The organism is Streptomyces sp. UNOB3_S3 (genome assembly GCF_020740895.1).
Classification (GTDB): domain Bacteria; phylum Actinomycetota; class Actinomycetes; order Streptomycetales; family Streptomycetaceae; genus Streptomyces.
Map to the genome: position 1 here is coordinate 1 of NZ_JAILXP010000020.1, position 22,448 is coordinate 22,448.

At 71.4% G+C, this 22,448-nt stretch carries 17 protein-coding genes; 9 read left to right on the forward strand and 8 right to left on the reverse strand.

The window, feature by feature from the left end; all coding sequences use genetic code 11:
* The first annotated feature begins 80 nt into the window (after positions 1-80).
* The 3 genes from K6I33_RS03970 (at position 81) to K6I33_RS03980 (ending at position 3,034) form a co-directional block, all read left to right on the forward strand.
* Entirely contained in the window at positions 81-1,448 is a 1,368-nt protein-coding gene (locus tag K6I33_RS03970; protein WP_229348297.1) for an APC family permease, read from the forward strand.
* A 68-nt stretch (positions 1,449-1,516) separates the two neighbouring features.
* The gene (locus K6I33_RS03975; RefSeq protein WP_374283243.1) at positions 1,517-2,425 is read left to right on the forward strand and encodes an alpha/beta fold hydrolase; all 909 of its coding nucleotides are present in this window, start codon (positions 1,517-1,519) and stop codon (positions 2,423-2,425) included.
* A gap of 126 nt (positions 2,426-2,551) precedes the next feature.
* Complete coding sequence (locus K6I33_RS03980; RefSeq protein WP_229348268.1) at positions 2,552-3,034, forward strand: hypothetical protein; 483 nt, start codon at positions 2,552-2,554, stop codon at positions 3,032-3,034.
* Between the two features lie 20 nt (positions 3,035-3,054).
* Here the strand turns inward: K6I33_RS03980 and K6I33_RS03985 are convergent, their stop codons facing one another.
* Positions 3,055-3,636, reverse strand: a complete 582-nt coding sequence (locus K6I33_RS03985) for a Uma2 family endonuclease (RefSeq protein ID WP_229348269.1) — start codon at positions 3,634-3,636, stop codon at positions 3,055-3,057.
* A 220-nt stretch (positions 3,637-3,856) separates the two neighbouring features.
* On the opposite strand from K6I33_RS03985, the gene glnA reads away from it, so the two are divergent.
* A complete protein-coding gene (glnA, locus tag K6I33_RS03990) occupies positions 3,857-5,218 on the forward strand; it encodes a type I glutamate--ammonia ligase (protein WP_229348270.1) in 1,362 nt (453 codons plus the stop codon).
* Positions 5,219-5,255: 37 nt separating this feature from the next.
* Positions 5,256-8,369, forward strand: a complete 3,114-nt coding sequence (locus K6I33_RS03995) for a bifunctional [glutamine synthetase] adenylyltransferase/[glutamine synthetase]-adenylyl-L-tyrosine phosphorylase (RefSeq protein ID WP_229348271.1) — start codon at positions 5,256-5,258, stop codon at positions 8,367-8,369.
* 581 nt (positions 8,370-8,950) lie between these two features.
* Here the strand turns inward: K6I33_RS03995 and K6I33_RS04000 are convergent.
* Positions 8,951-9,091 carry a hypothetical protein gene (locus tag K6I33_RS04000; protein ID WP_229348272.1) on the reverse strand — a complete coding sequence of 47 codons (141 nt, stop codon included), beginning with the start codon at positions 9,089-9,091 and terminating at the stop codon, positions 8,951-8,953.
* Between the two features lie 114 nt (positions 9,092-9,205).
* On the opposite strand from K6I33_RS04000, the gene K6I33_RS04005 reads away from it, so the two are divergent.
* Positions 9,206-10,237 carry a helix-turn-helix transcriptional regulator gene (locus K6I33_RS04005; protein ID WP_229348273.1) on the forward strand — a complete coding sequence of 344 codons (1,032 nt, stop codon included), beginning with the start codon at positions 9,206-9,208 and terminating at the stop codon, positions 10,235-10,237.
* A gap of 29 nt (positions 10,238-10,266) precedes the next feature.
* The gene (locus K6I33_RS04010; protein ID WP_229348274.1) at positions 10,267-10,407 is read left to right on the forward strand and encodes a hypothetical protein; all 141 of its coding nucleotides are present in this window, start codon (positions 10,267-10,269) and stop codon (positions 10,405-10,407) included.
* Between the two features lie 53 nt (positions 10,408-10,460).
* Here the strand turns inward: K6I33_RS04010 and K6I33_RS04015 are convergent, their stop codons facing one another.
* From K6I33_RS04015 to K6I33_RS04040, 6 genes are all read right to left on the reverse strand, one after another.
* Positions 10,461-11,459: a phosphatase PAP2 family protein gene (locus K6I33_RS04015; RefSeq protein WP_229348275.1), complete on the reverse strand. Its 999-nt coding sequence runs from the start codon at positions 11,457-11,459 to the stop codon at positions 10,461-10,463.
* 117 nt (positions 11,460-11,576) lie between these two features.
* On the reverse strand, positions 11,577-12,602 hold the full coding sequence (locus tag K6I33_RS04020) for a LacI family DNA-binding transcriptional regulator (protein WP_229348276.1): 1,026 nt from the start codon (positions 12,600-12,602) through the stop codon (positions 11,577-11,579).
* A gap of 25 nt (positions 12,603-12,627) precedes the next feature.
* Complete coding sequence (locus tag K6I33_RS04025; RefSeq protein ID WP_229348277.1) at positions 12,628-14,292, reverse strand: glycoside hydrolase family 13 protein; 1,665 nt, start codon at positions 14,290-14,292, stop codon at positions 12,628-12,630.
* Positions 14,293-14,404: 112 nt separating this feature from the next.
* Positions 14,405-15,268, reverse strand: coding sequence for a sugar ABC transporter permease (locus tag K6I33_RS04030; RefSeq protein ID WP_229348278.1), 864 nt, complete (start codon positions 15,266-15,268; stop codon positions 14,405-14,407).
* On the reverse strand, positions 15,265-16,206 hold the full coding sequence (locus K6I33_RS04035; protein ID WP_229348279.1) for a carbohydrate ABC transporter permease: 942 nt from the start codon (positions 16,204-16,206) through the stop codon (positions 15,265-15,267). Before K6I33_RS04035 ends, K6I33_RS04030 begins: the two co-directional genes overlap by 4 nt.
* An 8-nt stretch (positions 16,207-16,214) precedes the next feature.
* Positions 16,215-17,516, reverse strand: a complete 1,302-nt coding sequence (locus K6I33_RS04040; protein ID WP_229348280.1) for an extracellular solute-binding protein — start codon at positions 17,514-17,516, stop codon at positions 16,215-16,217.
* Between the two features lie 313 nt (positions 17,517-17,829).
* On the opposite strand from K6I33_RS04040, the gene K6I33_RS04045 reads away from it, so the two are divergent.
* Positions 17,830-19,227 carry an alpha-amylase family protein gene (locus tag K6I33_RS04045; RefSeq protein WP_229348281.1) on the forward strand — a complete coding sequence of 466 codons (1,398 nt, stop codon included), beginning with the start codon at positions 17,830-17,832 and terminating at the stop codon, positions 19,225-19,227.
* Between the two features lie 151 nt (positions 19,228-19,378).
* Entirely contained in the window at positions 19,379-21,934 is a 2,556-nt protein-coding gene (pulA, locus tag K6I33_RS04050) for a pullulanase-type alpha-1,6-glucosidase (RefSeq protein WP_374283263.1), read from the forward strand.
* Positions 21,935-22,448 lie beyond the last annotated feature (514 nt).

Consider the following 22,448-nt stretch of genomic DNA (forward strand, 5'->3'; position numbering starts at 1 on the left):
CACGAGATGAACTGCGTACTTGCGGCGCCGCCGGAGCCGGCGCCACCCGTACGCAGTTCATCTCGTGGGCGACCCTCGCGATGATGACCACGGCCTCCGTCGCCAACCTCCGCCCGGCGCCCTCCATGGCCCTCTACGGCCTCGCCGCCGTCTTCCTCTACCTCCTCCCCGCCGTCGTCTTCCTGCTGCCGACCGCCCTGGTCTCGGCCGAGCTGGCCTCCGGCTGGACCGGCGGCATCCACCGCTGGGTGAGCGAGGGCCTGGGCAAGCGGCTCGGATTCCTCGCCGTCTGGTGCCAGTTCGCGATGACCATCGCGTACTACCCCAGCCTGCTGGCCTACGTCGCGAGCACCTTCGCGTACGTCATCGACCCGTCCCTCGCGAACAACGGCCTCTACGTCGCGCTCGTCATCGTCGTCGTGTACTGGGCCGGGGTGCTGATCTCCGCGCGCGGTACGAAGGCGGTGGCCGGGCTCTCCAGCGTGGGCCTGGTCGTCGGCACCCTGCTCCCGGGCGTCGTGCTCGTCGTCCTGGGCATGGTCTTCCTCGCCCAGGGCAACCCGTCGGCCGCGCCCATGGACAGTGGCCACGTCCTCCCGCCGTGGACCGGGCTCGCAAGCCTCGTGCTGATCGTGGGCAACTTCCTGTCGTACGCGGGCATGGAGATGAACGCCGTGCACGTCTCCTCGCTGCGCGAGCCCGGCAAGGAGTACCCGCGCTCGGTCTTCGCCGCCACCGGACTCGTTCTGCTGATCTTCATCCTGCCCGCGCTGGCCATCAGCTGGGTGATGCCGGGCAAGGACCTGAGCCTGACGGCCGGTGTGATGCAGGCCTTCCAGGGCTTCTTCGACCACTTCCACGTGGGCTGGCTGACCAAGGTCGTCGGCGTCCTGCTCGTCGCCGCGGCGCTCGGCGGGATGCTCACCTGGCTGGCCGGACCGTCCCGGGGCCTGCTGATGGTCGCCCGCCAGGAGGGCTATCTGCCGCCCGCCCTCCAGAAGCTCAACAAGAACGGCGTCCCGCGCAACATCATGGTCGCCCAGGGCGTCCTGACCACGCTGATCGCCCTGCTCTACGCCTTCATCCCCGATGTCTCCAGCGCGTACTGGATCTTCTCGGTGGTCACGACGCAGATCTACCTCGTCGTCTACCTGCTGATGTTCGCCGCCGCCCTCCGGCTGCGCCGCACCCGCCCCGACCAGCCGCGCGGCTTCCGGGTCCCGGCCCTGGGCCTCGTCGCCGGCGTCGGCTTCGCCGCCTCCGTGGGGGCCATGTTCATCGGCTTCGTACCGCCGGAGCAGTTCGGCGGCCAGCCGATGTGGCGTTATCTGCTCATCGTCGGCGGCGGGTTGCTGACGCTCGGCTTCCTCGTGCCGCTGGCCTTCCTCGCCCTCCGCAAGCCGCACTGGGTGACGGCCGGGCACCGGGAGACCACGCCCGTCGAGTAGCTTGTCGGTGCTCTCCGAACCCGGCCGACGACGACGTCGGCCGGCGGGGACGGACCGAGGGGGACTCGATGAGCGCTACGGGCGGCGGTACGCACGGCACGGAACGGCCACCGGGGCCGCCGCCGGGGCGGATGCTGCGGGTCGGCGGCGTGCCCCTGCACGTGCTGCGCGAGGGCTCGGGGCCCGTGTGCGTCCTCAGCGCCGGCCTTGGCATGGGCTGGTTCGACTGGGAGCCGGTCGTCCCCCTGCTCACCCCGCACCGCACGGTCGTCCGCTTCGACCGCCCCGGGCTCGGCTTCAGCGCCCCGCCGCTGGAACCCCCCACCGCCGCCGCCGAGGCCGCCCGGATGGCGGGCGTCCTCGACGCGCTGGACCTGCCGGGCCCGGCCACGGTCGTCGGCCACTCCCTCGCCGGCTTCCATGTCGAGGCCTACGCCCGGATGTACCCGGAGCGCACGGCCGGGCTCGTCCTCGTCGACGCCAGCGTCGTACCGGACGCCCGGCCCGTGCCCGGCCGCGAACTGCGCACCGCCGCCGCCCGGGTGCGCGGCCGGGCCTTCGCCGCCGCCGGCCTGCCGCGCGCCCTCGGCCCGGCCCTCCGCCGCCTCGCCGTCCGCGCCGCCTCCGTCACGCGCCACGACCCCGCGGACGAGGAACTGGTGCGCCGGACGTACGGCACCGCGCGCGTGGCGCGCGCCATCGTCATGGAGAACGCCCGCTACCGCGACGTCGCCGCCGAACTCGAGGACCTGCGCGCCCACCACGGGCTGCCGCCCGTCCCGGTCACCGTCCTCGCCGCCTCCCCGGGCACCGGCTCCGCCGAGGAACGCCGCTGGCTGGAGCGCCAGCGCACCCTCGCCGACCGCCTCGACGGCCGCTTCGAGGCCGTCGCCCCGGCCGGCCACCTGCTGATGTACGACCGCCCGCAGGCCATCGCGGCGGCCGTGCTGGCGACTCCGTTCATACGGGCCGCCTGAGGACGGACCGCCTCACAGCCGGACCCCGCGCGGCGCCACCCGGTCGGCGGCTGCCGACGGGTGCGGCGCGGCGGGCTGCGCGAGGGTGGGCGGCGGAACGCACCGCCGCGGCGAAGGAGCACCCACGTGAGCACGGAGCACCACGACACCCCCTTCACCGGTGCGCTGGACCGCGGCACCCGGTACGTCATCCGGTGGCGGAACGACCCGCGCTACGTCCTCTGCGGGCACGCCACCGAGGGCTTCGTCGACGTCCGCGACCGCGCCACCGTCTCCGCACGGCACTGCGCCTGGCACATCGACGCGGACACCGGGATCGTCACCCTCGCCGCCGACGCCGAGGAGTACGTCCCCCGGGTCCTCACCCTCCTCATCGGCCCCTCCGGCCACGGCCCGGCCCTCCGCCGCCTCGCCACCCCCGCCGGCCGCGACCAGCGCTGGAACTGGACCGGCCGCGCCCTCCTCAGCCACAAGCACTCCACCGCCGATAAACTCGCCGTCCACGTCGGCCACCGGGTGGGCGAGGGCGCCTACGGCCTCAAGATGGTCCTACCGGGCAACGACGGCCCGGACCACGAGTGGGAACTGACGCGGGCGGGCGCCGTGTGAGGGGTCGTCCGGGGGCCGGCTCAGCGCACCCAGTCCTTGAGGGGCTCGGTGTCCAGCTCGATGCCCACCGGGTCGGGGAGGGCCAGCGGCTTGCCGAAGGGGACGATCCGGACCTGCTCGTAGCGGACGCCGTCGGGGTCGCTGTACACGACGGCCTCGCAGGTGTCCCGGTCGATCAGGAGATACACCGGGATCCCGGCCTCGGCGTAGGCGCGGGGCTTCTCGGAGCGGTCGCGCCGGTCGGTGTCCGAGTCGTAGGAGGTGACCTCCACGACCATGAGCACGCCCTCGGTGGAGGCCCACTCACCCTGACCGACGAAGGCGTCGCTGGGCGCGAGCGTGCCGTCCGGGCGGGCATTCCCCTTGTGATAGGTAGGGAGCTTCAGACCCTGGCCGTGCAGGAACAGCTCGGGACGCGCCTGGACGCAGACGCGTGTCAGCCACTGGATGACGCGGCCGTGGCAGCCGTCCGGCACGGGCTTGACGCCCAGTTTCCCGTTGATGAACTCCAGGCGCACGCCCTCCACGGTGCGGGCGGCCAGGCGCGTGAACTCCTCGAACTCCTCGGGCAGCATCTGCGGCCGGTCGGAAATCGCGGTCATCAGGCGTCCTCCCTCGCTCCGTCTCGGACGATAGCGGACTACGTACCGGTATGCGATCAGCAGCACTTTTCATATGGGCATAAGTACGATGCACTCAGGGAGCCGAAGGGGAAGCGGCGTCGTCCGGAAACCCACAGGTAACCCGGGGACGTGATACTCAAGGTCCAGCCCGTGCCCGCACCCGGTGAACGAGCCGTCTGACCTGCAAGGATAGGTAGCTATGGATAAGCAGCAGGAGTTCGTGCTCCGCACGCTCGAAGAGCGCGACATCCGGTTCGTCCGGCTGTGGTTCACCGACGTCCTCGGCTACCTCAAGTCCGTGGCCGTGGCCCCCGCCGAGCTGGAGCAGGCATTCGACGAGGGCATCGGCTTCGACGGCTCGGCGATCGAGGGCTTCGCGCGGGTGTACGAATCGGACATGATCGCCAAGCCGGATCCGGGCACCTTCCAGATCCTGCCGTGGCGCGCCGAGGCACCCGGCACCGCCCGGATGTTCTGCGACATCCTGATGCCGGACGGGTCCCCGTCGTACGCCGACCCGCGCTACGTCCTCAAGCGGATCCTGGCCAAGACCTCCGACCTCGGGTTCACCTTCTACACCCACCCCGAGATCGAGTTCTTCCTGCTCAAGGACAAGCCCGTCGACGGCACCCGCCCGGTGCCCGCCGACTCCTCCGGCTACTTCGACCACACGCCCACCGGCGTCGGCATGGACTTCCGCCGCCAGGCCATCACGATGCTCGAATCCATGGGCATCTCGGTCGAGTTCAGCCACCACGAGGGCGCCCCCGGCCAGCAGGAGATCGACCTGCGCTACGCCGACGCGCTCTCCACCGCCGACAACATCATGACCTTCCGGATCGTGATGAAGCAGGTGGCGCTGGAGCAGGGCGTGCACGCCACGTTCATGCCCAAGCCGTTCTCGGACTTCCCGGGCTCCGGCATGCACACCCACCTGTCCCTCTTCGAGGGCGACCGCAACGCCTTCCACGAGTCCGGCGCCGAGTACCAGCTCTCCAAGGTCGGCAAGTCCTTCATCGCCGGACTGCTCCGCCACGCGGGCGAGATCTCCGCCGTCACCAACCAGTGGGTCAACTCCTACAAGCGCATCTGGGGCGGCTCCAAGCGCACCGCCGGCGCCGGCGGCGAGGCCCCCTCGTACATCTGCTGGGGCCACAACAACCGCTCCGCGCTCATCCGCGTGCCCATGTACAAGCCCGGCAAGACCGGCTCCACCCGGGTCGAGGTCCGCTCCATCGACTCCGGCGCCAACCCCTACCTGACCTACGCCGTCCTCCTCGCGGCGGGTCTCAAGGGCATCGAGGAGGGGTACGAACTCCCCGCGGGCGCCGACGACGACGTGTGGGCGCTGTCCGACGCCGAGCGCCGGGCCATGGGGATCGAACCGCTGCCGCAGAACCTCGGCGAGGCCATCGAGCTGATGGAGCGCAGCGAACTGGTCGCCGAGACCCTCGGTGAGCACGTCTTCGACTTCTTCCTGCGCAACAAGAAGCAGGAATGGGAGGAGTACCGGTCGGAAGTGACCGCGTTCGAGCTGCGCAAGATGCTGCCGGTGCTCTGACCCCGGCCACCCCGCACCACCGGCGAGAGGACCGGCGATGACCGTGCCCGACGGGCGCCGCAGCAGTACGTACAGCCGGCTGCTGCGCTGCGGGTTCACCGCCGTGGCCGAGGCCGAGCGGCTCCTGGGGACCCCCGCGCTGGGGTCCCTGGGCGCCGACGCGGTCCTCCTCGACGCCCTCGGCGCCACGGCCGACCCCGATCTCGCGCTGCGCGGGCTGGCCCGGCTCGCCGAGTCCCTCGCCGCCCGGGACGACGCCGACCGGCAGGCCCTGCTCGACACCCTCGCCGCCGCCAAGCCGCTGCGCGACCGGCTGCTGGGCGTCCTCGGGGCGTCCGAGGCGCTCGGCGACCACCTCGCCCGGCACCCCGGCGACTGGCACGCCCTCGACAGCTTCGAGGCGGCCGACCTCCACCCGGCGGTCCCCGAGTTCGAACGGTCCCTCGCCGACGGCGCCCGCCGGGGCCGGGAGGCCGGGCTGGTGCCCGCCGACGCCCTGCGCGCCGCCTACCGGCGCGCCCTCCTCGGCATAGCGGCCCGCGACGTCAGCGGCAGCACCGACGTGGCCGAGGCCGCCGCCGAACTCGCCGACCTGGCCACCGCCACCCTCCGCGCCGCCCTCGCCATCGCCGCCGAGGAACAGCCGGCCGACGCCGCCGCCTGCCGGCTCGCCGTCATCGGCATGGGCAAGTGCGGCGGCCGCGAGCTCAACTACGTCTCCGACGTCGACGTCATCTTCGTCGCCGAGGCCCGCGACGGCACCGCCGAGGCCACCGCCCTGCGCTCCGCCACCCGCCTCGCCTCCCGGATGATGCGGATCTGCTCCGATGTCACCCCCGAGGGCACCATCTGGACCGTCGACGCCAACCTCCGCCCCGAAGGCCGCAACGGCCCCCTGGTGCGCACCCTCTCCAGCCATCTCGCCTACTACCAGCGCTGGGCCAAGACCTGGGAGTTCCAGGCCCTCCTCAAGGCCCGGCCCGTCGCCGGCGACCTCGCCCTCGGCCAGGACTACGTCGACACCCTCTCCCCGCTCGTCTGGCAGGCCGCCGAACGCGACAACTTCGTCACCGACGTCCAGGAGATGCGCCGCCGCGTCATCGACTCCATCCCCGCCGCCCAGGTCGACCGCGAGATCAAACTCGGCCCCGGCGGCCTGCGGGACGTGGAATTCGCCGTCCAGCTCCTCCAGTTGGTGCACGGACGCAGCGACGCCACCCTCCGCCCCGGGTCCACCCTCGACGCGCTCGACGCCCTCGCCGCCGGCGGCTACGTGGGCCGCGCCGACGCCAAGTCCCTGGGTGAGGCCTACCGCTTCCTGCGCACCATGGAGCACCACATCCAGCTCCACCGGCTGCGCCGCACCCACCTCGTGCCCGACCGCGAGGCGGACCTCCGCCGCCTGGGCCGCTCCCTTGGCCGTACGTACGAGTGGCCCCCGGGCAAGGAACCCGTCGCCGAGTTCGGCCGGCAGTGGAAGCTCCACGCCCGCGAGGTGCGCCGGCTCCACGAGAAGCTGTTCTACCGGCCGCTGCTCGACGCCGTCGCCCAGCTGGAACCCGGCGAGATCCGGCTCAGCCCCAAGGCCGCCGGCCAGCGCCTGGCGGCCCTCGGCTACGCCGACCCCGCCGCCGCCCTCCGCCACCTGGAGGCCCTCGCCTCCGGCGTCACCCGCAAGGCGGCCATCCAGCGCACGCTGCTGCCCGTGCTGCTGGGCTGGTTCGCCGACTCCGCCGATCCCGACGCCGGCCTGCTCAACTTCCACAAGGTCTCCGACGCCCTCGGCCGGACCCCCTGGTACCTGCGGCTGCTGCGCGACGAGGGCGCCGCCGCCGAGAACCTCGCCCGGGTCCTCTCCGCCGGCCGGCTCGCCCCCGACCTGCTGCTGCGCGCCCCCGAGGCCGTCGCCCTCCTCGGCGACTCCGGCGGTCTGCGCCCACGCGGCCGCGAGGCCCTGGAACAGGAGGTCCTCGCCGCGGTGGGCCGCGCCGAGGACGCCGAGGCGGCCATCGTCGCGGTGCGCGGCGTACGCCGCCGCGAGCTGTTCCGCACCGCGGCCGCCGACATCATCGGCGCCTACGGGCACGCCGGCTCCGCCTCCCGCGCCCACGCCTCCGGCGAGCACGGCACCGGCTCGCGCGGCGCCGCCGAGACCGCCGGGAACGACCACGCCGCCCGCGCCGGCGTCGTCGGCGACGCCGTCTCCGACGTCAACGCCGCCGCCATCGCCGGCGCCCTGCGCGCGGCCGTCCGGGGCGAGTGGGGCGACACCCTGCCCACCCGGTTCGCGGTCATCGGCATGGGCCGCTTCGGCGGCCACGAGCAGGGCTACGGCTCCGACGCGGACGTCCTGTTCGTCCACGAGCCGCGCGACGGCGTCTCCGACGAGGACGCCGCCAAGGCCGCCTTCGCCGTCGCCGGCGAGATGCGCCGGCTGCTCCAGCTTCCCACCACCGACCCGCCGCTGCTCGTCGACGCCGGCCTGCGGCCCGAGGGCAAGTCCGGGCCCATAGTCCGCAGCCTCGCCTCCTACGCCGCCTACTACCGGCGCTGGTCGCTGGTGTGGGAGAGCCAGGCCCTGCTGCGCGCCGAGCCCGTCGCGGGCGACCCCGACCTGGGCCGGCGGTTCATCGAACTGATCGACCCGCTGCGCTACCCCGCCGAGGGCCTCGGCGAGGACGCCGTCCGCGAGATCCGCCGGCTGAAGGCCCGCATGGAGTCCGAGCGGCTGCCGCGCGGCGCCGACCCCACCACCCACACCAAGCTGGGGCGCGGCGGCCTCTCGGACGTCGAATGGACCGTCCAGCTGCTCCAGATGCGGCACGGCTGGGCCGAGCCCGGCCTGCGCACCACCCGCACCCGCGACGCCCTCGCCGCGGCCCACGCGGCCGGGCTGCTCACCACCGAGGAGGCCCGCATCCTCGACGAGGCATGGGTGCTGGCGACCAGCGTGCGCAACGCGGTGATGCTCGTGCGCGGGCGGGCCGGCGACACGTTCCCGGGCGAGGCGCGGGAACTGGCGGCGGTGGGAAGGTACCTGGGGTATCCGCCGGGGCACGGTGGGGAGATGCTCGACGACTACCGTCGTACGACGCGGCGGGCGCGGGCGGTTGTGGAGGACCTGTTCTACGGGAGCCCGGGCCCCCGCTGAGCGGGGACCCGGGCGTTCGGGGCAGGGGTTGCTACCTCCTGCTGGCCCGCCAGTACCGGTCCATGGCCTCAAGAGCATGGTGTGAATTCGTGTCGGACGTAAAGGCTGAAGGCTCCCTTCCCTGACCCAGAGGCGTGCAGATAGCCCCGACGGTGCCCCAGGAGGGATATCAGGGCCGTGAGGGCGAAAGAGTCCCCGGGGTGCCCCGGGGACTCCTCCGTCCAGGAAGCTCGTCGGCGCCGCCAGTCAGTGGCAGATGTATCGCTTCACGCCGTCCCGGATCTCGAAGATCGGGGAACTGCATCCTCTGGGGCAGGGAGGCGGAACGGCAGCCTGATTGATCTTGCGTTCCGGGGGGTCGTTGCACACCGAGCAGTACCAACCTGGTGCTTGTCCTGGTGTCACATCCCACCACAAGGGATTGCGGCACCGGTTGCAGTGCATGAGCGGGGTGCGATCCGGCATGCTGTCATCGTTCCCCGGTGGCGGGCCCTCCGTCTCGGTTTCGCCGAGCTTGCACTCGGACAGAGGGGCCGGTCCTGTGAGGGTGCCAGTCCGATGGCACCGTGGCTGACACGGCGTCACTGATTGCCGCACTCGTTGCACGCGTAGGCGGTCTGGCTGGTGCAGTTGCCCCAGTCGTCGTACTCGTAGACGACGGACTTGGTTCCGTTGCATCCTTCGCGGTCGCAGGAAATGGCCTGGTCTTCTTCGTGCCCCACCGCGCTCAGCTCCTTCCCTGATTCGGGGGTCCTCGCACTGCCGGGGATCGTCCTGCGAGGCGTGCGTACCGCCTAGCGGCCCCGTGTAGGCCGGCTGTCGGCCACACTTGCCGCATGACCGGCAGCATCGGGGCCAACATCCGGCATCTGCGTGAACGGATCGGCTGGAGTCAGGCGCGCTTGGCGCGGGAGACTTGCCGTGCGGCTGGGGTCGCCGGCGCTCCCATCGGCCGCCAGGAGATCAGCCGGTACGAAACGGGCAGACGAAAGCCGCGGGAGTGGCTCCCCTTCCTTGCCGCCGCTCTCGGCGTATCCGTAGAGACGATTACAGGGCCCCCGCTCGCCATCGAGCCGCCCCTGCCATCGCTGACGGACTACCTGCCCGCAGCTGATCCGTTGACATCGCTCAAGGCCCGCAGGGGACGTCGTGTCGGTACGACCACCGTCATCGACCTACGCCAGCGTGTACATGGTCTGAGGCTCGCGGACGACGTGATCGCAGGTGGAGACCTCATCCGTCCGGCCCTGCGGGAGCTGCGTTCCGCTGTCAGGCTGTATCGCGAGTCCAGCCACAGCGAAAGCACGGGCCGGGACATCCTCGCGCAGATCGGCGAGTTGGCGCAGATCACGGGATGGATCGCCAGCGACGCCGGGCAGCACGCGGAGGCGGAGGCGGTGTATCGCCTGGGCATCTGTGCGGCACGGCAGGCGGGGGACATGACGCTCGTGGGGAACCTTGCCGGATCGCTTGCCTACCAGCTCAGCAACACAGGGCGCGAGAGGGAGGGCACACGACTCGCGCGGGCGGCACTGGACGGTGCTGGTCCGGATGCCCCGCCCAAGGCTCGGGCCCTGTATCTGGACCGTGTGGCATGGGCCCATGCCAAGACAGGGCAGCGCAACCCGCCATTCGGGCTCTGGGAGAAGCGGGCGAAGCGCTGGCACAAGACAGCGCCGGGACGGAGTCGCCGGGCTACCTGTACTGGGTGGATGCCGGGGAGCTCCACGTCATGGAGTCGCGCGTCTACACAGAACTGCGTCGTCCCCTCCGTGCTGTTCCACTGCTCCGGGACGTTCTGGGCCGATACGACCCCACGCACGCTCGCGAACTGGCCCTCTACCTGTCATGGCTGGCCGTCGCCCTGATCGATGCCAACGAGCCGGAAGAGGCGGCCGTGACAGCCGAGCGGATCATCGCCCTGTCCGCCGACCTGGCCAGTGACAGGACGGCAGAGCGAATCAAGGTCGTGTTCTCTCGGCTTGCGGACTTCCGGGACGTCCCGGAAGTCCGCGGACTGCTCGACGGCACGGCGTGAAGCCCCAGCCTCCCGGCCTGGCCCGGCCCATGCCGCCGGGCCGACCCGATTCCCTACCGCACCCGTTCCGTCGTCGTGCGGGTGCGCCGCCCGCCCGGGGCCACCGGTTCCGGGCGGGACGGGGCCCGGCGGCGTTGCCTCGGTGCCCGGCCGGCGGGGTTGCCCGCGCTCGGGCCGCTCGGACCAGCGTCCCGCCGGTCGTCCTTGATCGCCACATGGCGGGGCAGCCGGTGGGGCAGCGCCCCGAACCACGCCCGGGACAGCGCGAGGCCGAGCGCCAGGCAGAGCAGGCCGCCCACCGCGTCCAGCCAGAAGTGATTGGCGGTCGACACGATCACCACCAGGGTCGCCACCGGGTAGAGCACCCCCAGCACCCGTACCCACACCGGCCGCGCCAGCGACGCGATGATGACACCGCACCAGGTCGACCAGCCGATGTGCATCGAGGGCATCGCCGCGTACTGGTTGGAGACGTCCGCGAGATTGCCCGAGGCCATCGAGCCCCAGGTGTGGTGGACGACGACCGTGTCGACGAAGCCGAGGTCCTCCATCAGCCGTGGTGGAGCGAGCGGATACAGGTAGTAGCCGAGCAGGGCCACACCCGTGGTGGCGAACAGCGTCAGCCGCGCCGCCGCGTACCGCCCGGGATGCCAGCGGTAGAGCCAGACCAGCACGCCGACGGTCAGTACGAAGTGCAGCGTCGCGTAGTAGTAGTTCATGCCCACGATCAGCCACGTCACCGAATTCACGGCCCGGTTGACCGTGTGCTCCACGGCGATGTGGAGGCTCTGCTCGACCTGCCAGATCCAGTCGGCGTTGCGCAGCGCGGCGGCTCTCTGCTCCGGTACCGCGTTGCGGATGAGCGAGTACGTCCAGTAACTCACCGCGATCAGCAGTACCTCGAACCACAGGCGTGGGCGCCGTGGCGCACGGGGCCGTCGCGGACGGAAGCGCTCCGCCCGCGAGCGGCCCGCGCCCGGCGCGCCACCCGCCTCGGTGGGTGGCGCGTCGGCCGTGCGGCCTTCCAGGGTCTTTGCTGTCGCTTCACCCATAGGGAAAGAGTCTGCCAGACAGTGGTCGTCGGCAGATCGGCCACCCGTCCGGTTCACGCCACCTACGCCCCGGTTCGTCCTTCTTCGGGCGGCCGGGGCCGGGCGGCTGTACGAGGCCTACGTACGCGTGCCCGGAGCCGACGCGGTGGAGCCCCTGACGACCAGTTCGGGCAGGAAGACGAACTCGCCGTACGGCGCGGGCGTCCCGCCTATCTCCTCCAGCAGCGCGCGCACCGCGGCCTGCCCCATCGACTGGACCGGCTGCCGGATCGTGGTCAGCGGCGGATCGGTGAACGCGATGAGCGGGGAGTCGTCGAAGCCCACCACCGAGATGTCGCGCGGGACTTCGAGACCGTGCTGCCGCGCCGCCCGGACCACCCCCAGCGCCATCATGTCGCTGGCGCACACCACCGCCGTGCACCCCCGGTCGATCAACGCGGCGGCCGCCGCCTGACCACCCTCAAGAGTGAACAGCGAATGCTGGATCAGCTCCTCGGCCTCCTCGCGGCCCATGGCGAGCTGCTCCCGCATGCTGTCCAGGAAGCCCTCGATCTTCCGCTGCACGGGAACGTACCGGCGGGGCCCGAGGGCCAGTCCTATCCGGCGGTGGCCCAGCGCGGCCAAATGGGTGACGGCCAGCCGTACGGCCGCCCGGTCGTCGGGGGAGACGAAGGGCGCCCGGACCTCCGCCGAGAAGCCGTTGATCAGCACGAACGGCACGCCCTGGGCGCGCAGCCGGGCGTAGCGCTGCGGGTCCGCCGAGGTGTCCGCGTGGAGCCCGGAGACATAGATGATCCCGGCGACGCCACGGTCGACCAGCATCTCCGTGAGCTCGTCCTCCGTGGAGCCGCCCGGTGTCTGGGTCGCCAGCACCGGCGTATAGCCCTGGCGGGTCAGCGCCTGCCCTATGACCTGCGCGAACGCCGGAAAGATGGGGTTGTCCAGCTCCGGGGTGATCAGTCCCACGAGGCCCGCGCTGCGCTGCCGCAGCCGTACCGGCCGCTCGTAGCCGAGCACGTCGAGCGCGGCCAGCACTCCCTCGCGGGTGGAGGCGGCGACCCCCGGCTTTCCGTTGAGGACGCGGCTGACGGTTGCTTCGCTGACACCCGCCTGGGCTGCGATATCGGAGAGCCGGGCGGTCACAGGAGGTGACTGTACCGGTCGCATGTCAGACTGCCCACCACACGCAGGAATCCGAGGGGATCCGTACCGTACCGCCCGTGCAGCGACCTTCCGGGATGGAAATGGCCAGGGCAGTGCTCGCCAGCACCGGACGGCCCGGCACCGGCAGCGTCACCTCGTCACCCAGAGTGTTGAGCGTGCACACGAAACCCGGCCGGGAGAACATCAGCACCCCCTCCGGGGCGTCCAGCCAGGTCATCTCGCCGTCGCCCAGTCCCGGCAGCTCCCGCCGCACGGCCAGCGCCGAGCGGTAGAGCTCCAGCGTGGAGCGCGGGTCCCCCGACTGCGCCGCCACCGACAGCTCCGCCCACTCGGCCGGCTGCGGCAGCCAGCTGCCGCCGGGCCCGAAGCCGTACGGGGCCTCCTCGCCCGACCACGGCAGCGGCACCCGGCAGCCGTCGCGCAGCCCGTCCTGGCCGTCGCCCCGGAAGAACGCCGGGTCCTGCCGCACCTCGTCCGGCAGCTCCACGACCTCAGGCAGCCCCAGCTCCTCGCCCTGGTAGACATAGGCCGAGCCCGGCAGCGCCAGCATCAGCAGGCCCGCCGCCCGCGCCCGGCGCAGCCCCAGCGCCATGTCGCCGGCGCCGTAGCGCGTGGGGTGCCGCACCACGTCGTGGTTGGACAGCACCCAGGTGGTGGGCGCCCCCACCGAACGCGTCGCCGCCAGCGAGGCGTCGATCACGGTCCGCATCTCCGCCGCGTCCCAGTCGCAGGTCAGGAACTGGAAGTTGAACGCCTGGTGGAGCTCGTCCGGCCGGACGTACAGCGCGAGCCGCTCCGACGTCGGCGCCCACGCCTCCGCCACACCGATCCGCTCGCCCGGGTAGGAGTCCAGCAACTCCCGCCAGGAGCGGTGGATCTCGTGCACCCCGTCCTGGTCGAAGAACGGCAGCACCTGCGCGCCGATCAGCTTGGCCTGCTCGGTGCGGCCGATGTCCGGCAGCCCCGGCGCCTTGACCATGCCGTGCGCCACGTCGATGCGGAAGCCGTCCACGCCCAGGTCCAGCCAGAACCGCAGCACGGACGCGAACTCCTCGCGGACCTCGGGGTTCTCCCAGTTGAGGTCCGGCTGCTCGGACGCGAACAGATGGAGGTACCACTCGCCCGGGGCGCCGTCCGGCCCGGTCGTCCGGGTCCAGGCCGGGCCGCCGAAGACGGACTCCCAGTCGTTCGGCGGGAGTTCACCGTCCGCACCCCTGCCCGGACGGAAGTGGTAGCGCTCGCGGGCCGTCCCCCCCGGACGGTCCGCGAGCGCCTCCTCGAACCAGGCGTGCCGGTCCGAGGTGTGGTTGGGCACGATGTCGACGATCACCCGCAGCCCCAGCCGGTGGGCCTCCCGCACCAGGTCGTCCGCGTCCGGCAGCTGCCCGAACAGCGGGTCCACCGCCCGGTAGTCCGCGACGTCGTAGCCCCCGTCCGCCTGCGGCGAGGCGTAGAACGGCGTCAGCCACAGCGCGTCCACGCCCAGCCCCGCCAGATACGGCAGCCGCTCGCGGATCCCGCGCAGGTCGCCGATGCCGTCGCCGTCGCTGTCGGCGAACGAGCGCACGTACACCTGGTAGATGACGGCGCTGCGCCACCAGCCGTCCGCCGCCCGCGCGGCGTCGGCGGGGGCGTCCGGGCGGACGGAGGGCGCGAGGTCCTGGGTCATGTACGTCCTATCGGTTCGTAGGGTCGCTGGTTGGCTGGCTGGCTGGTTCGCCGGTTCGCTGTCGGTTCGGGGTGCGTCTCGGGGGTGCGTCGTCCGCGGGCGGGCCGCCGGGTCAGCCCTTGGTGCCGCCCGCGGTGAGCCCGGCGACCAGGTGCCGCTGGGCGAGGAAGAAGACCACGCCGGCCGGGACGGTGATGAGCACGGCCGCCGCCGTCATCAGCCCCCACTCGGCCTTCTGCTGGCCCACGAAGGTCTGGAGGCCCACGGCGAGCGTGTAGTGCTCCTCGCTGCTCATGAACTGGGAGGCGAAGGCGACCTCGCCCCAGGCCGTGATGAAGGAGTAGAACGCGGTGACGGCCAGCCCCGGCCGGGCCAGCGGCACGATCAGCCGCCAGAACGTGCCGAAGGGCGTCAGCCCGTCCACCCGGCCCGCCTCGTCGATCTCGGCGGGGATCGTGTCGAAGTAGCCCTTGAGCATCCACGCGCAGAACGGCACCGAGACCGAGCAGTAGGTGACGATCAGGCCGGCGTAGGAGTCGAGGAGCTCCAGCTCTCCGAGGAGGTTGTAGAGCGGCACGATCAGCACCGCCATCGGGAACATCTGGACGACGAGGAACGTCCACATCAGCGGCCGGTGGCCGGGGAAGCGCATCCGCGAGACGGCGTACCCGGCGCTCGCCGCGACCAGCACGCCCAGCACGGTCGCCCCGAGGGCGACGACGACGGAGTTGCCGAACCACGTCAGGAACTTCGTCTCGCCCAGCACATGGGTGTAGTTGTCCAGGCTGAAGCCCACGAGGCGGGTGGGCTCCTGCCAGCCGTCGCGGCCGCGCAGCGACACGAAGACGACGAACAGCACGGGGAAGAGCGCCACGGCCGAGGCGACGATCAGCGCGGTGTGCAGGGCGGCCGAGGCCGCCCGGGAGCGCTCGCCGCGGGGGCGGACGCGAGGGGTGGTGCTGGTGTTGCTCGTCATCGCGAGGCCTCCTGTCGGGCGAGCGTCCGGCGGTAGAAGACGGCGAAGACCAGGAGGAGGGAGAGGATGAGGATCCCGTAGGTCGCCGAGCCCGCGTAGTCGCGGATGCCCTGGAAGGCGAGCCGGTAGGAGTACGTCACCAGGATCTCGCTCTCCGAGCTGGCCCCCGCGCCGATCAGCAGGTAGACGACCTGGAACATGTTGAACGTCCAGATCACGCCGAGCAGGATCACCGTCCCGCTGACCTCCCGCAGCCCCGGCAGCGTCACATGCCGGAAGCGCTGCCACGGCGAGGCGCCGTCCATCTCGGCCGCCTCGTGGAGCTCTGCGGGGATGGCCTGGAGGCCGCCCAGGATGGCCACCATCATGAACGGCACGCCCAGCCAGACGTTGACCGCGACCGCCGACACCTTCTGGAGGAAGCTGTCGCCGAGCCAGTCCACCGGGTCCAGGCCCAGCGTGGTCATGAAGGAGTTGAGGACGCCGTACTTCTCGTTGAAGATCAGCCGCCAGGAGAACGTGGCGACGAACGCGGGCACCGCCCAGGGCAGCACCAGCAGCACCCGGTACAGCGTCCGGAACTTCATCTTCCGGTTGAGCAGCAGCGCCAGCCCCAGGCCGATGGTGTAGTGGAGCACCACACAGGACGCCGTCCACACGACCGTCCAGCCCAGCCGCGAGTAGAAGTGGCCCTCCTGGCCGGAGAGCACCTTCCAGTAGTTGTCGAGGCCGACGAACTGGTACGTCGACGGGATGTGGTTGACGCCGATCGTCCGGCCGACATTGGCCTCGTTGGCGTCGGTGAAGGACAGATAGACGCCCCGCCCCAGCGGATACCCGACGAGGACCGCCAGGACGATGACGACGGGCAGCACCATCGCCCACGCGTACCAGTGCGTGCCGAAGGAGCGCTTGACCCGGGTGACGACAGTGGCCATGGGGGTCTCTACTCCTCGACCCCGTAGTCCTTGAGGAGCGCGGACTGCCAGGCCTTGGCCGTGGCCGTCAGGCCCGCCTTGGGCTCCTCCTTGAGCGTCAGGATCTTGGTGTAGTGCTGGAGCCACTCGGTGAAGAGGTCGCCGCCCTGCGGGATCGGGGGCCGCGGGTGGGCCTTGCCCAGCGCCTCGTAGTAGGACTTGCGCACCGGGTCGGCCAGCACGGCCTGGGTGTAGGCCGACTTGCGGGTCGGGAGCACACCGACGGCGGTGGAGACGCTCTCCTGCTGGGCGGCCTCGGTCATGAACCGGGTGAAGAGGTAGGAGGCGTCGAAGTTCTTGGACCCGGCGTAGACGACGAGGTTGTGACCGCCGACCGGGGCGCCCGCCGTACCGGTGGAACCGGCCGGGACGGGAGCGATGCCCAGATTGTCCCGGGACTTGTAGGCGTCGCCGCCGAAGATCTCCTTGGTCGCCCAGGGACCGTCGATCAGCATCGCCAGCTTGCCGTTCTTGAAGTCCGTCTTGAGGACGTTGTAGCCGTCGGTGCCGGCGGGCTTGGGCGCGGCGCCGGACTTCACCAGGTCGACGGCGGTCTCGATGCCCTTGAGGGACGCGGCGTTCGCGATGGTGATCTTCTTCTTGGCGGCGTCGACCATGTCGCTCTTCTCGCCGTAGAGGAAGGGCAGCGAGTAGTAGCTGTCGGGGCTGAGCCCGATGCCCTCGGCGCCCGCCTTCTCCTTGATCTTCGCGGCCGCCTCCTTCACCTCCTGCCAGTTGGCCGGGGCCTTGTCGATGCCCGCCTTCTGGAAGAGCTCCTTGTTGTAGAGGAGCCCGAGGGTGTCGGTGACCTGGGGGACGCCGTACGTCTTGCCCTGGTACGCGGCGTTCTTCAGCGGTCCTTCGAGGAAGTCGCCGGTGTTGTCGAGAGCGGGGGTGCCGGTGAGGTCCTTGAGGTAGCCGAGCTGGGCGAAGCCCGGGGTCCAGCCCACGTCGGAGCGGAGCACGTCCGGGGCGCCCTTGCCCGTGGCGGCGGCCGTCTTGAACTTCTGCTGCGCCTGGTCGAAGGGGACGTTGACGTACTCGACCTTGATCTTCGGGTACTTGGCCTCGAAGTCCTTGACCAGCTTCTTGAAGGCCGGCGCCTCATTGGTGGTGTCGGAGGTGTCCCACCAGGTGATGGTGCCGCTCACGGCGCCCGGGTCGTTCGCCGCCTTGGAGCCGTCACCGCCGTTGCCGCCGCCACTGCCGCACGCGGTCATGGTCAGGGCCAGCGCACCGACAACGGCGGCGACCGATATGCCTCTTCGCATATGGATGCTCCTCTTCCAGGAGGCCGCCTGAGGGGAGGGCGGCCCGAGCTGAGGAGGAAGCTAACAGGCTGCAATCTCTTGCGAAAGACCTTGCAAGGAGGCAATCCCGAGATTTCGCGGTTGTAACCATCCCGTGTCCGGAGGGTTGACCGGTGCGGTTGGGGCTCGTACGGTCTCGATCGGCAAGCGGTTGCACTCGTGCGGGCAACTTTGCTGCAAGAACCTTCATGGACTTCATGGGCCTTACGGGCAAGGCGGTTTGCCGCGCGGGGTCGTCCACCGCACCCCCACTCCCCCCACGCCAGGAGGAACCATGCCCCCCACCGGCATGCCCGGAATCGCCCGAAGAGTGCTGTCCATCGCGGCCGCGCTGCTGGCGGGAACGGCCGTCTGCACCCCACCGGCCGCGGCGAGCGCCCCGGGCGAGAAGGACGTCACCGCCGTCCTCTTCGAATGGGACTACAAGTCCGTGGCCCGCGAGTGCGCGACCACCCTCGGCCCCGCCGGCTACGGCTACGTCCAGGTCTCCCCGCCCCAGGAGCACATCCAGGGCCCCCAGTGGTGGACCTCCTACCAGCCCGTCGGCTACCGGATCGCGGGCCGGCTCGGCGACCGCGCCGCCTTCGCGGACATGACCCGCGCCTGCCACGCGGCCGGAGTGAAGGTCGTCGTCGACGCCGTCGTCAACCACATGGCGGCGGGGGCGGGCGTGGGCACGGGCGGCACCTCGTATACGAAGTACGGCTACCCCGGTCTCTACGGGGACACCGACTTCCACACCTGTCGCAAGTCCATCAGCGATTACACCAGCCGTACGGACGTCCAGAACTGCGAACTCGTCGGCCTCGCCGACCTCGACACCGGCAACGACCACGTCCGCACCGCCATCGCCGGCTACCTCGACGACCTGCTGTCGCTGGGCGCCGACGGCTTCCGCATCGACGCCGCCAAGCACATCGCCGCCGACGACCTCGCCGCGATCAAGGCGAAACTCAGCCGCCCCGACGTCTACTGGAAGCAGGAGACCATCTTCGGCGCGGGCGAAGCCGTCCGGCCCGAGGAATACGTCCGCACCGGCGACGTCCAGGAATTCCGCTACGCCCGCGACCTCAAGCGCGTCCTCCAGCGCGAACGGCTGGCCTACCTGAAGAACTACGGCGAGGGCTGGGCCTACCTGCCGAGCGACCGGGCGTCGGTCTTCGTAGACAACCACGACACCGAGCGCAACGGCGACACTCTCACGTACAAGGACGGCGCGAACTACACCCTGGCGAATGTCTTCATGCTCGCCTGGCCGTACGGCTCGCCCGACGTCCACTCCGGCTACGAGTTCACCGACCGCGACGCGGGGCCGCCGCGGGGCGGCGAGGTCGGGGCGTGCTGGCAGGACGGCTGGAAGTGCCAGCACAAATGGCCGGAGATCCGGAGCATGGTGGGATTCCGCAACGCGGTGCGGGGCACGCCGGTGACGGGGTGGTGGGACAACGGCTACCAGGCGATCGCCTTCGGGCGGGGCGACAAGGGGTACGTGGTGGTCAACCACGAGGGGTTCGCGCTGAGTCGGACTTTTCAGACGTCGTTGCCGGGCGGGGACTACTGCGACGTGCAGAGCGGGCGGCGGGTGACGGTGGGCGCGGACGGTCGCTTCACGGCGACCGTCGCGCCGAATACGGCGCTGGCGCTGTACGTGGGCGCGCGTACGTGCGGCTGACTTTTCCCCTGACCCGCCCCTTCCCGTAACCGGGGGTCCGAAGGCTGGGGGCGGAGCCCCCAGTTACGGGAAGGGGCGGGACTGGGGCAAGAACACCTCCGAACCCAAGGAGCACCCTGTCATGAGACGCCTGGCCGTCGCCTTAACGGCCCTGTTCCCCCTCCTGGGGCCGAGCCCTGCCCACGCCGCCGAGCCGGCCCCGCAAAAACCCGACGCGAAAGTCCAGTGGCTCGACAGACAAACCATCGCCTGGCCCAAAAACCTCGGCGACCCCACCCGCCCCCACCGCCTCGTCCACGAAGGCGGAGCGTTCACGCTCACCCCCCGGCCCGGCGGGCTCACCGCCGCCTACGCCGCCTACGACGCCTTCCACGTCGAGGCAACCCCGGAACAGGTGCGCTCCGCGCTCAGAGGTCCCCTCACCGCCGAGACGGACGGTGTCACCACCGGCGTCCAGATACCCGGTGTCCTGGACGACCTCTACGCCCCCGCCGCCACCAAGGCCCACCTCGGCCCCACCTTCCGGAACGGCCGCCCCACCCTCTCCGTCTGGGCGCCCACGGCCAGGACCGTGGCGCTGGAGCTCGACGGCCGTACGCTCCCCATGCGCCGTGACGACGCCAGCGGCGTCTGGAGCGCCACCGGGCCGCGCTCCTGGGCCGGCAAGCCCTACCGCTACGCCGTCACCGTCCACGCCCCAACCCTCCGCAAGACGGTCGTCAACCACGTCACCGACCCCTACTCCACCGCCCTCACCGCCGACTCCACCCACAGCCTGGTCACCGACCTGGCCGCCCCCACCCTCGCCCCGCCCGGCTGGCAGGGCCTCCGCAAGCCCAAGCCCGTGCCCTTCCGTGACGCCCGCATCCAGGAGCTGCACGTCCGGGACTTCTCCCCGCGCGGCGACTACCTCGCCTTCACCGATCCCGCCTCGCCCGGCATGCGCCACCTCAAGGGCCTCGCCGACGCCGGGACGTCCTACGTCCACCTCCTCCCCGTCTTCGACTTCGCCACCGTCCCCGAGCTCCCCCAGCTACCGCTGGGAGGTGCCCCCATCGCCGACCAGGCCACCCCGCCCTGCGACCTCCCCGCGCTGCCCGCCGACTCCGACGAGCAGCAGAAGTGCGTCGCCCGCACCGCCGCCCGCGACGCCTACAACTGGGGTTACGACCCGCTGCACTACACCGTCCCCGAGGGCTCGTACGCCTCCGATCCCGACGGCCCCCGCCGCACGGTCGAGTTCCGGCGGATGGTGCAGGGGCTCGCGGGCGCCGGGCTGCGCACGGTCATGGACGTGGTCTACAACCACACCGCCGCCTCCGGCCAGGACGACAAGTCCGTCCTCGACCGGATCGTGCCCGGCTACTACCACCGGCTCCTCGACGACGGCGCCGTCGCCACCTCCACGTGCTGCGCCAACACCGCGCCCGAGCACGCCATGATGGGCAAGCTCGTCGTCGACTCCGTCGTCACCTGGGCGAAGGAGTACAAGGTCGACGGGTTCCGCTTCGACCTCATGGGGCACCACCCCAAGGCGAACATCCTCGCCGTGCGCGCGGCCCTCGACGCCCTCACGCCCGCCAAGGACGGCGTCGACGGCAAGTCCGTGATCCTCTACGGGGAGGGCTGGAACTTCGGCGAGGTCGCCGACGACGCCCGTTTCGTCCAGGCCACGCAGAAGAACATGGCCGGCACCGGCATCGCCACCTTCTCCGACCGCTCCCGCGACGCGATCCGCGGCGGCGGCCCCTTCGACGACGACCCCCGCGTCCAGGGCTTCGCCTCCGGCCTCTTCACCGACCCCAACGCCTCGCCCGCCAACGGTTCGCCCGCCGAGCAGCGGGCCCGCCTCCTCCACACCCAGGACCTGATCAAGGTCGGCCTGACCGGCAACCTCGCCGCGTACCGCTTCACCGACTCCACCGGCCGGTCCGTACGCGGCGCCGACGTCGACTACAACGGTCAGCCCGCCGGATACGCGGCCGCGCCCGGCGACGCCCTGTCCTACGCCGACGCCCACGACAACGAGACCCTCTACGACGCCCTCGCCTACAAGCTCCCGCCCGCCACCCCGGCCGCCGACCGGGCCCGGGCCCAGGTCCTCGCCCTGGCCGCCGCCACCCTCTCCCAGGGACCGGCGCTCTCCCAGGCCGGTACGGACCTGCTGCGCTCCAAGTCGCTGGACCGCAACTCCTACGACAGCGGCGACTGGTTCAACGCGATCCACTGGAACTGCGCCGAGGGCAACGGCTTCGGCCGGGGCCTGCCGCCCGCCGCCGACAACGCGGCGAAGTGGCCCTACGCCCGCCCGCTGCTGGCCGACCCGGCCCTGCGGCCCGGCTGCGGGCCGATCACCGCGGCCTCGGCCGCCTACCGGGACCTGCTGCGCATCCGCACCACCGAGAAGGCCTTCAGCCTGCCGACCGCCGAGGCCGTGCAGTCCGCCCTGTCCTTCCCGCTCTCCGGCAGGGACGAGACCCCGGGGGTCATCACCATGCGCCTCGGCGATCTGGTCGTCGTCCTCAACGCGACCCCGCAGGAGCGCGCCCAGACGGTCCCGGCCCTCGCGGGCGCCGGTTACAGCCTGCACCCGGTGCAGGCGCGCGGCGCCGACCCCGTCGTCAAGTCCGCGTCCTACACGGCCGGGACGGGCACCTTCACCGTGCCGGGCCGGACGGTCGCGGTCTTCCGGGGCGCGACACTGTAGCGCCGATGGGATCGGGCAGGGGTGAATGACGGAAAGTGAACGCTGATGGATGGGCCGCGATCGTCGGCATTCGTGCCCTGAGCGCGGCCCTCCAGGGGCGCCCGACTCGCTTCCGCCCTACTTGAAGGTAACAAATCCTTTTGTTTCACACGTAGTTCCGTGCGCCCCCCTTGCGATGAAAGGCCTCGAACCGCTCCGACGACGGTGTTCCCGGTCCGCCGTCCGGGGTGCGTCTGCCAATCGAAAGAGCTTGGGAGTGCGGCGCGTTGATGACCTTTCAGGGCTTCGCGCTGCGGGGCGTTGTGCGCTCGTGACACCCTGTAGGCTCTTGCCCAGCTCTCTCCGGAACCAGTGCCGGTTGATTCCGTACGGGTCGACCGACCCGGTTTCCCCGGAAGAGAGTGAGGTTCAGATGGCTGACTCCGAGCGGTCACGCGAGCCGGGCGAAGAGGGAGCCGTCCCGCAGGGTGATCCCGATGCGGGCGGGAGCCGTCGGGTCCCGGAATGCCGGTGC

Bases quoted from the DNA above. Each gene is read 5' to 3' on its own strand.
- K6I33_RS03970 (WP_229348297.1), top strand. From the start codon at position 81: ATGATGACCACGGCCTCCGTCGCCAACCTCCGCCCGGCGCCCTCCATG.
- K6I33_RS04035 (WP_229348279.1), bottom strand. From the start codon at position 16,206: ATGGCCACTGTCGTCACCCGGGTCAAGCGCTCCTTCGGCACGCACTGG.
- K6I33_RS03985 (WP_229348269.1), bottom strand. From the start codon at position 3,636: ATGACCGCGATTTCCGACCGGCCGCAGATGCTGCCCGAGGAGTTCGAG.
- K6I33_RS03995 (WP_229348271.1), top strand. From the start codon at position 5,256: ATGACCGTGCCCGACGGGCGCCGCAGCAGTACGTACAGCCGGCTGCTG.
- K6I33_RS03975 (WP_374283243.1), top strand. From the start codon at position 1,517: ATGAGCGCTACGGGCGGCGGTACGCACGGCACGGAACGGCCACCGGGG.
- K6I33_RS04040 (WP_229348280.1), bottom strand. From the start codon at position 17,516: ATGCGAAGAGGCATATCGGTCGCCGCCGTTGTCGGTGCGCTGGCCCTG.
- K6I33_RS04045 (WP_229348281.1), top strand. From the start codon at position 17,830: ATGCCCCCCACCGGCATGCCCGGAATCGCCCGAAGAGTGCTGTCCATC.
- K6I33_RS04015 (WP_229348275.1), bottom strand. From the start codon at position 11,459: ATGGGTGAAGCGACAGCAAAGACCCTGGAAGGCCGCACGGCCGACGCG.
- K6I33_RS04030 (WP_229348278.1), bottom strand. From the start codon at position 15,268: ATGACGAGCAACACCAGCACCACCCCTCGCGTCCGCCCCCGCGGCGAG.
- K6I33_RS04025 (WP_229348277.1), bottom strand. From the start codon at position 14,292: ATGACCCAGGACCTCGCGCCCTCCGTCCGCCCGGACGCCCCCGCCGAC.
- K6I33_RS04005 (WP_229348273.1), top strand. From the start codon at position 9,206: ATGACCGGCAGCATCGGGGCCAACATCCGGCATCTGCGTGAACGGATC.
- glnA (WP_229348270.1), top strand. From the start codon at position 3,857: ATGGATAAGCAGCAGGAGTTCGTGCTCCGCACGCTCGAAGAGCGCGAC.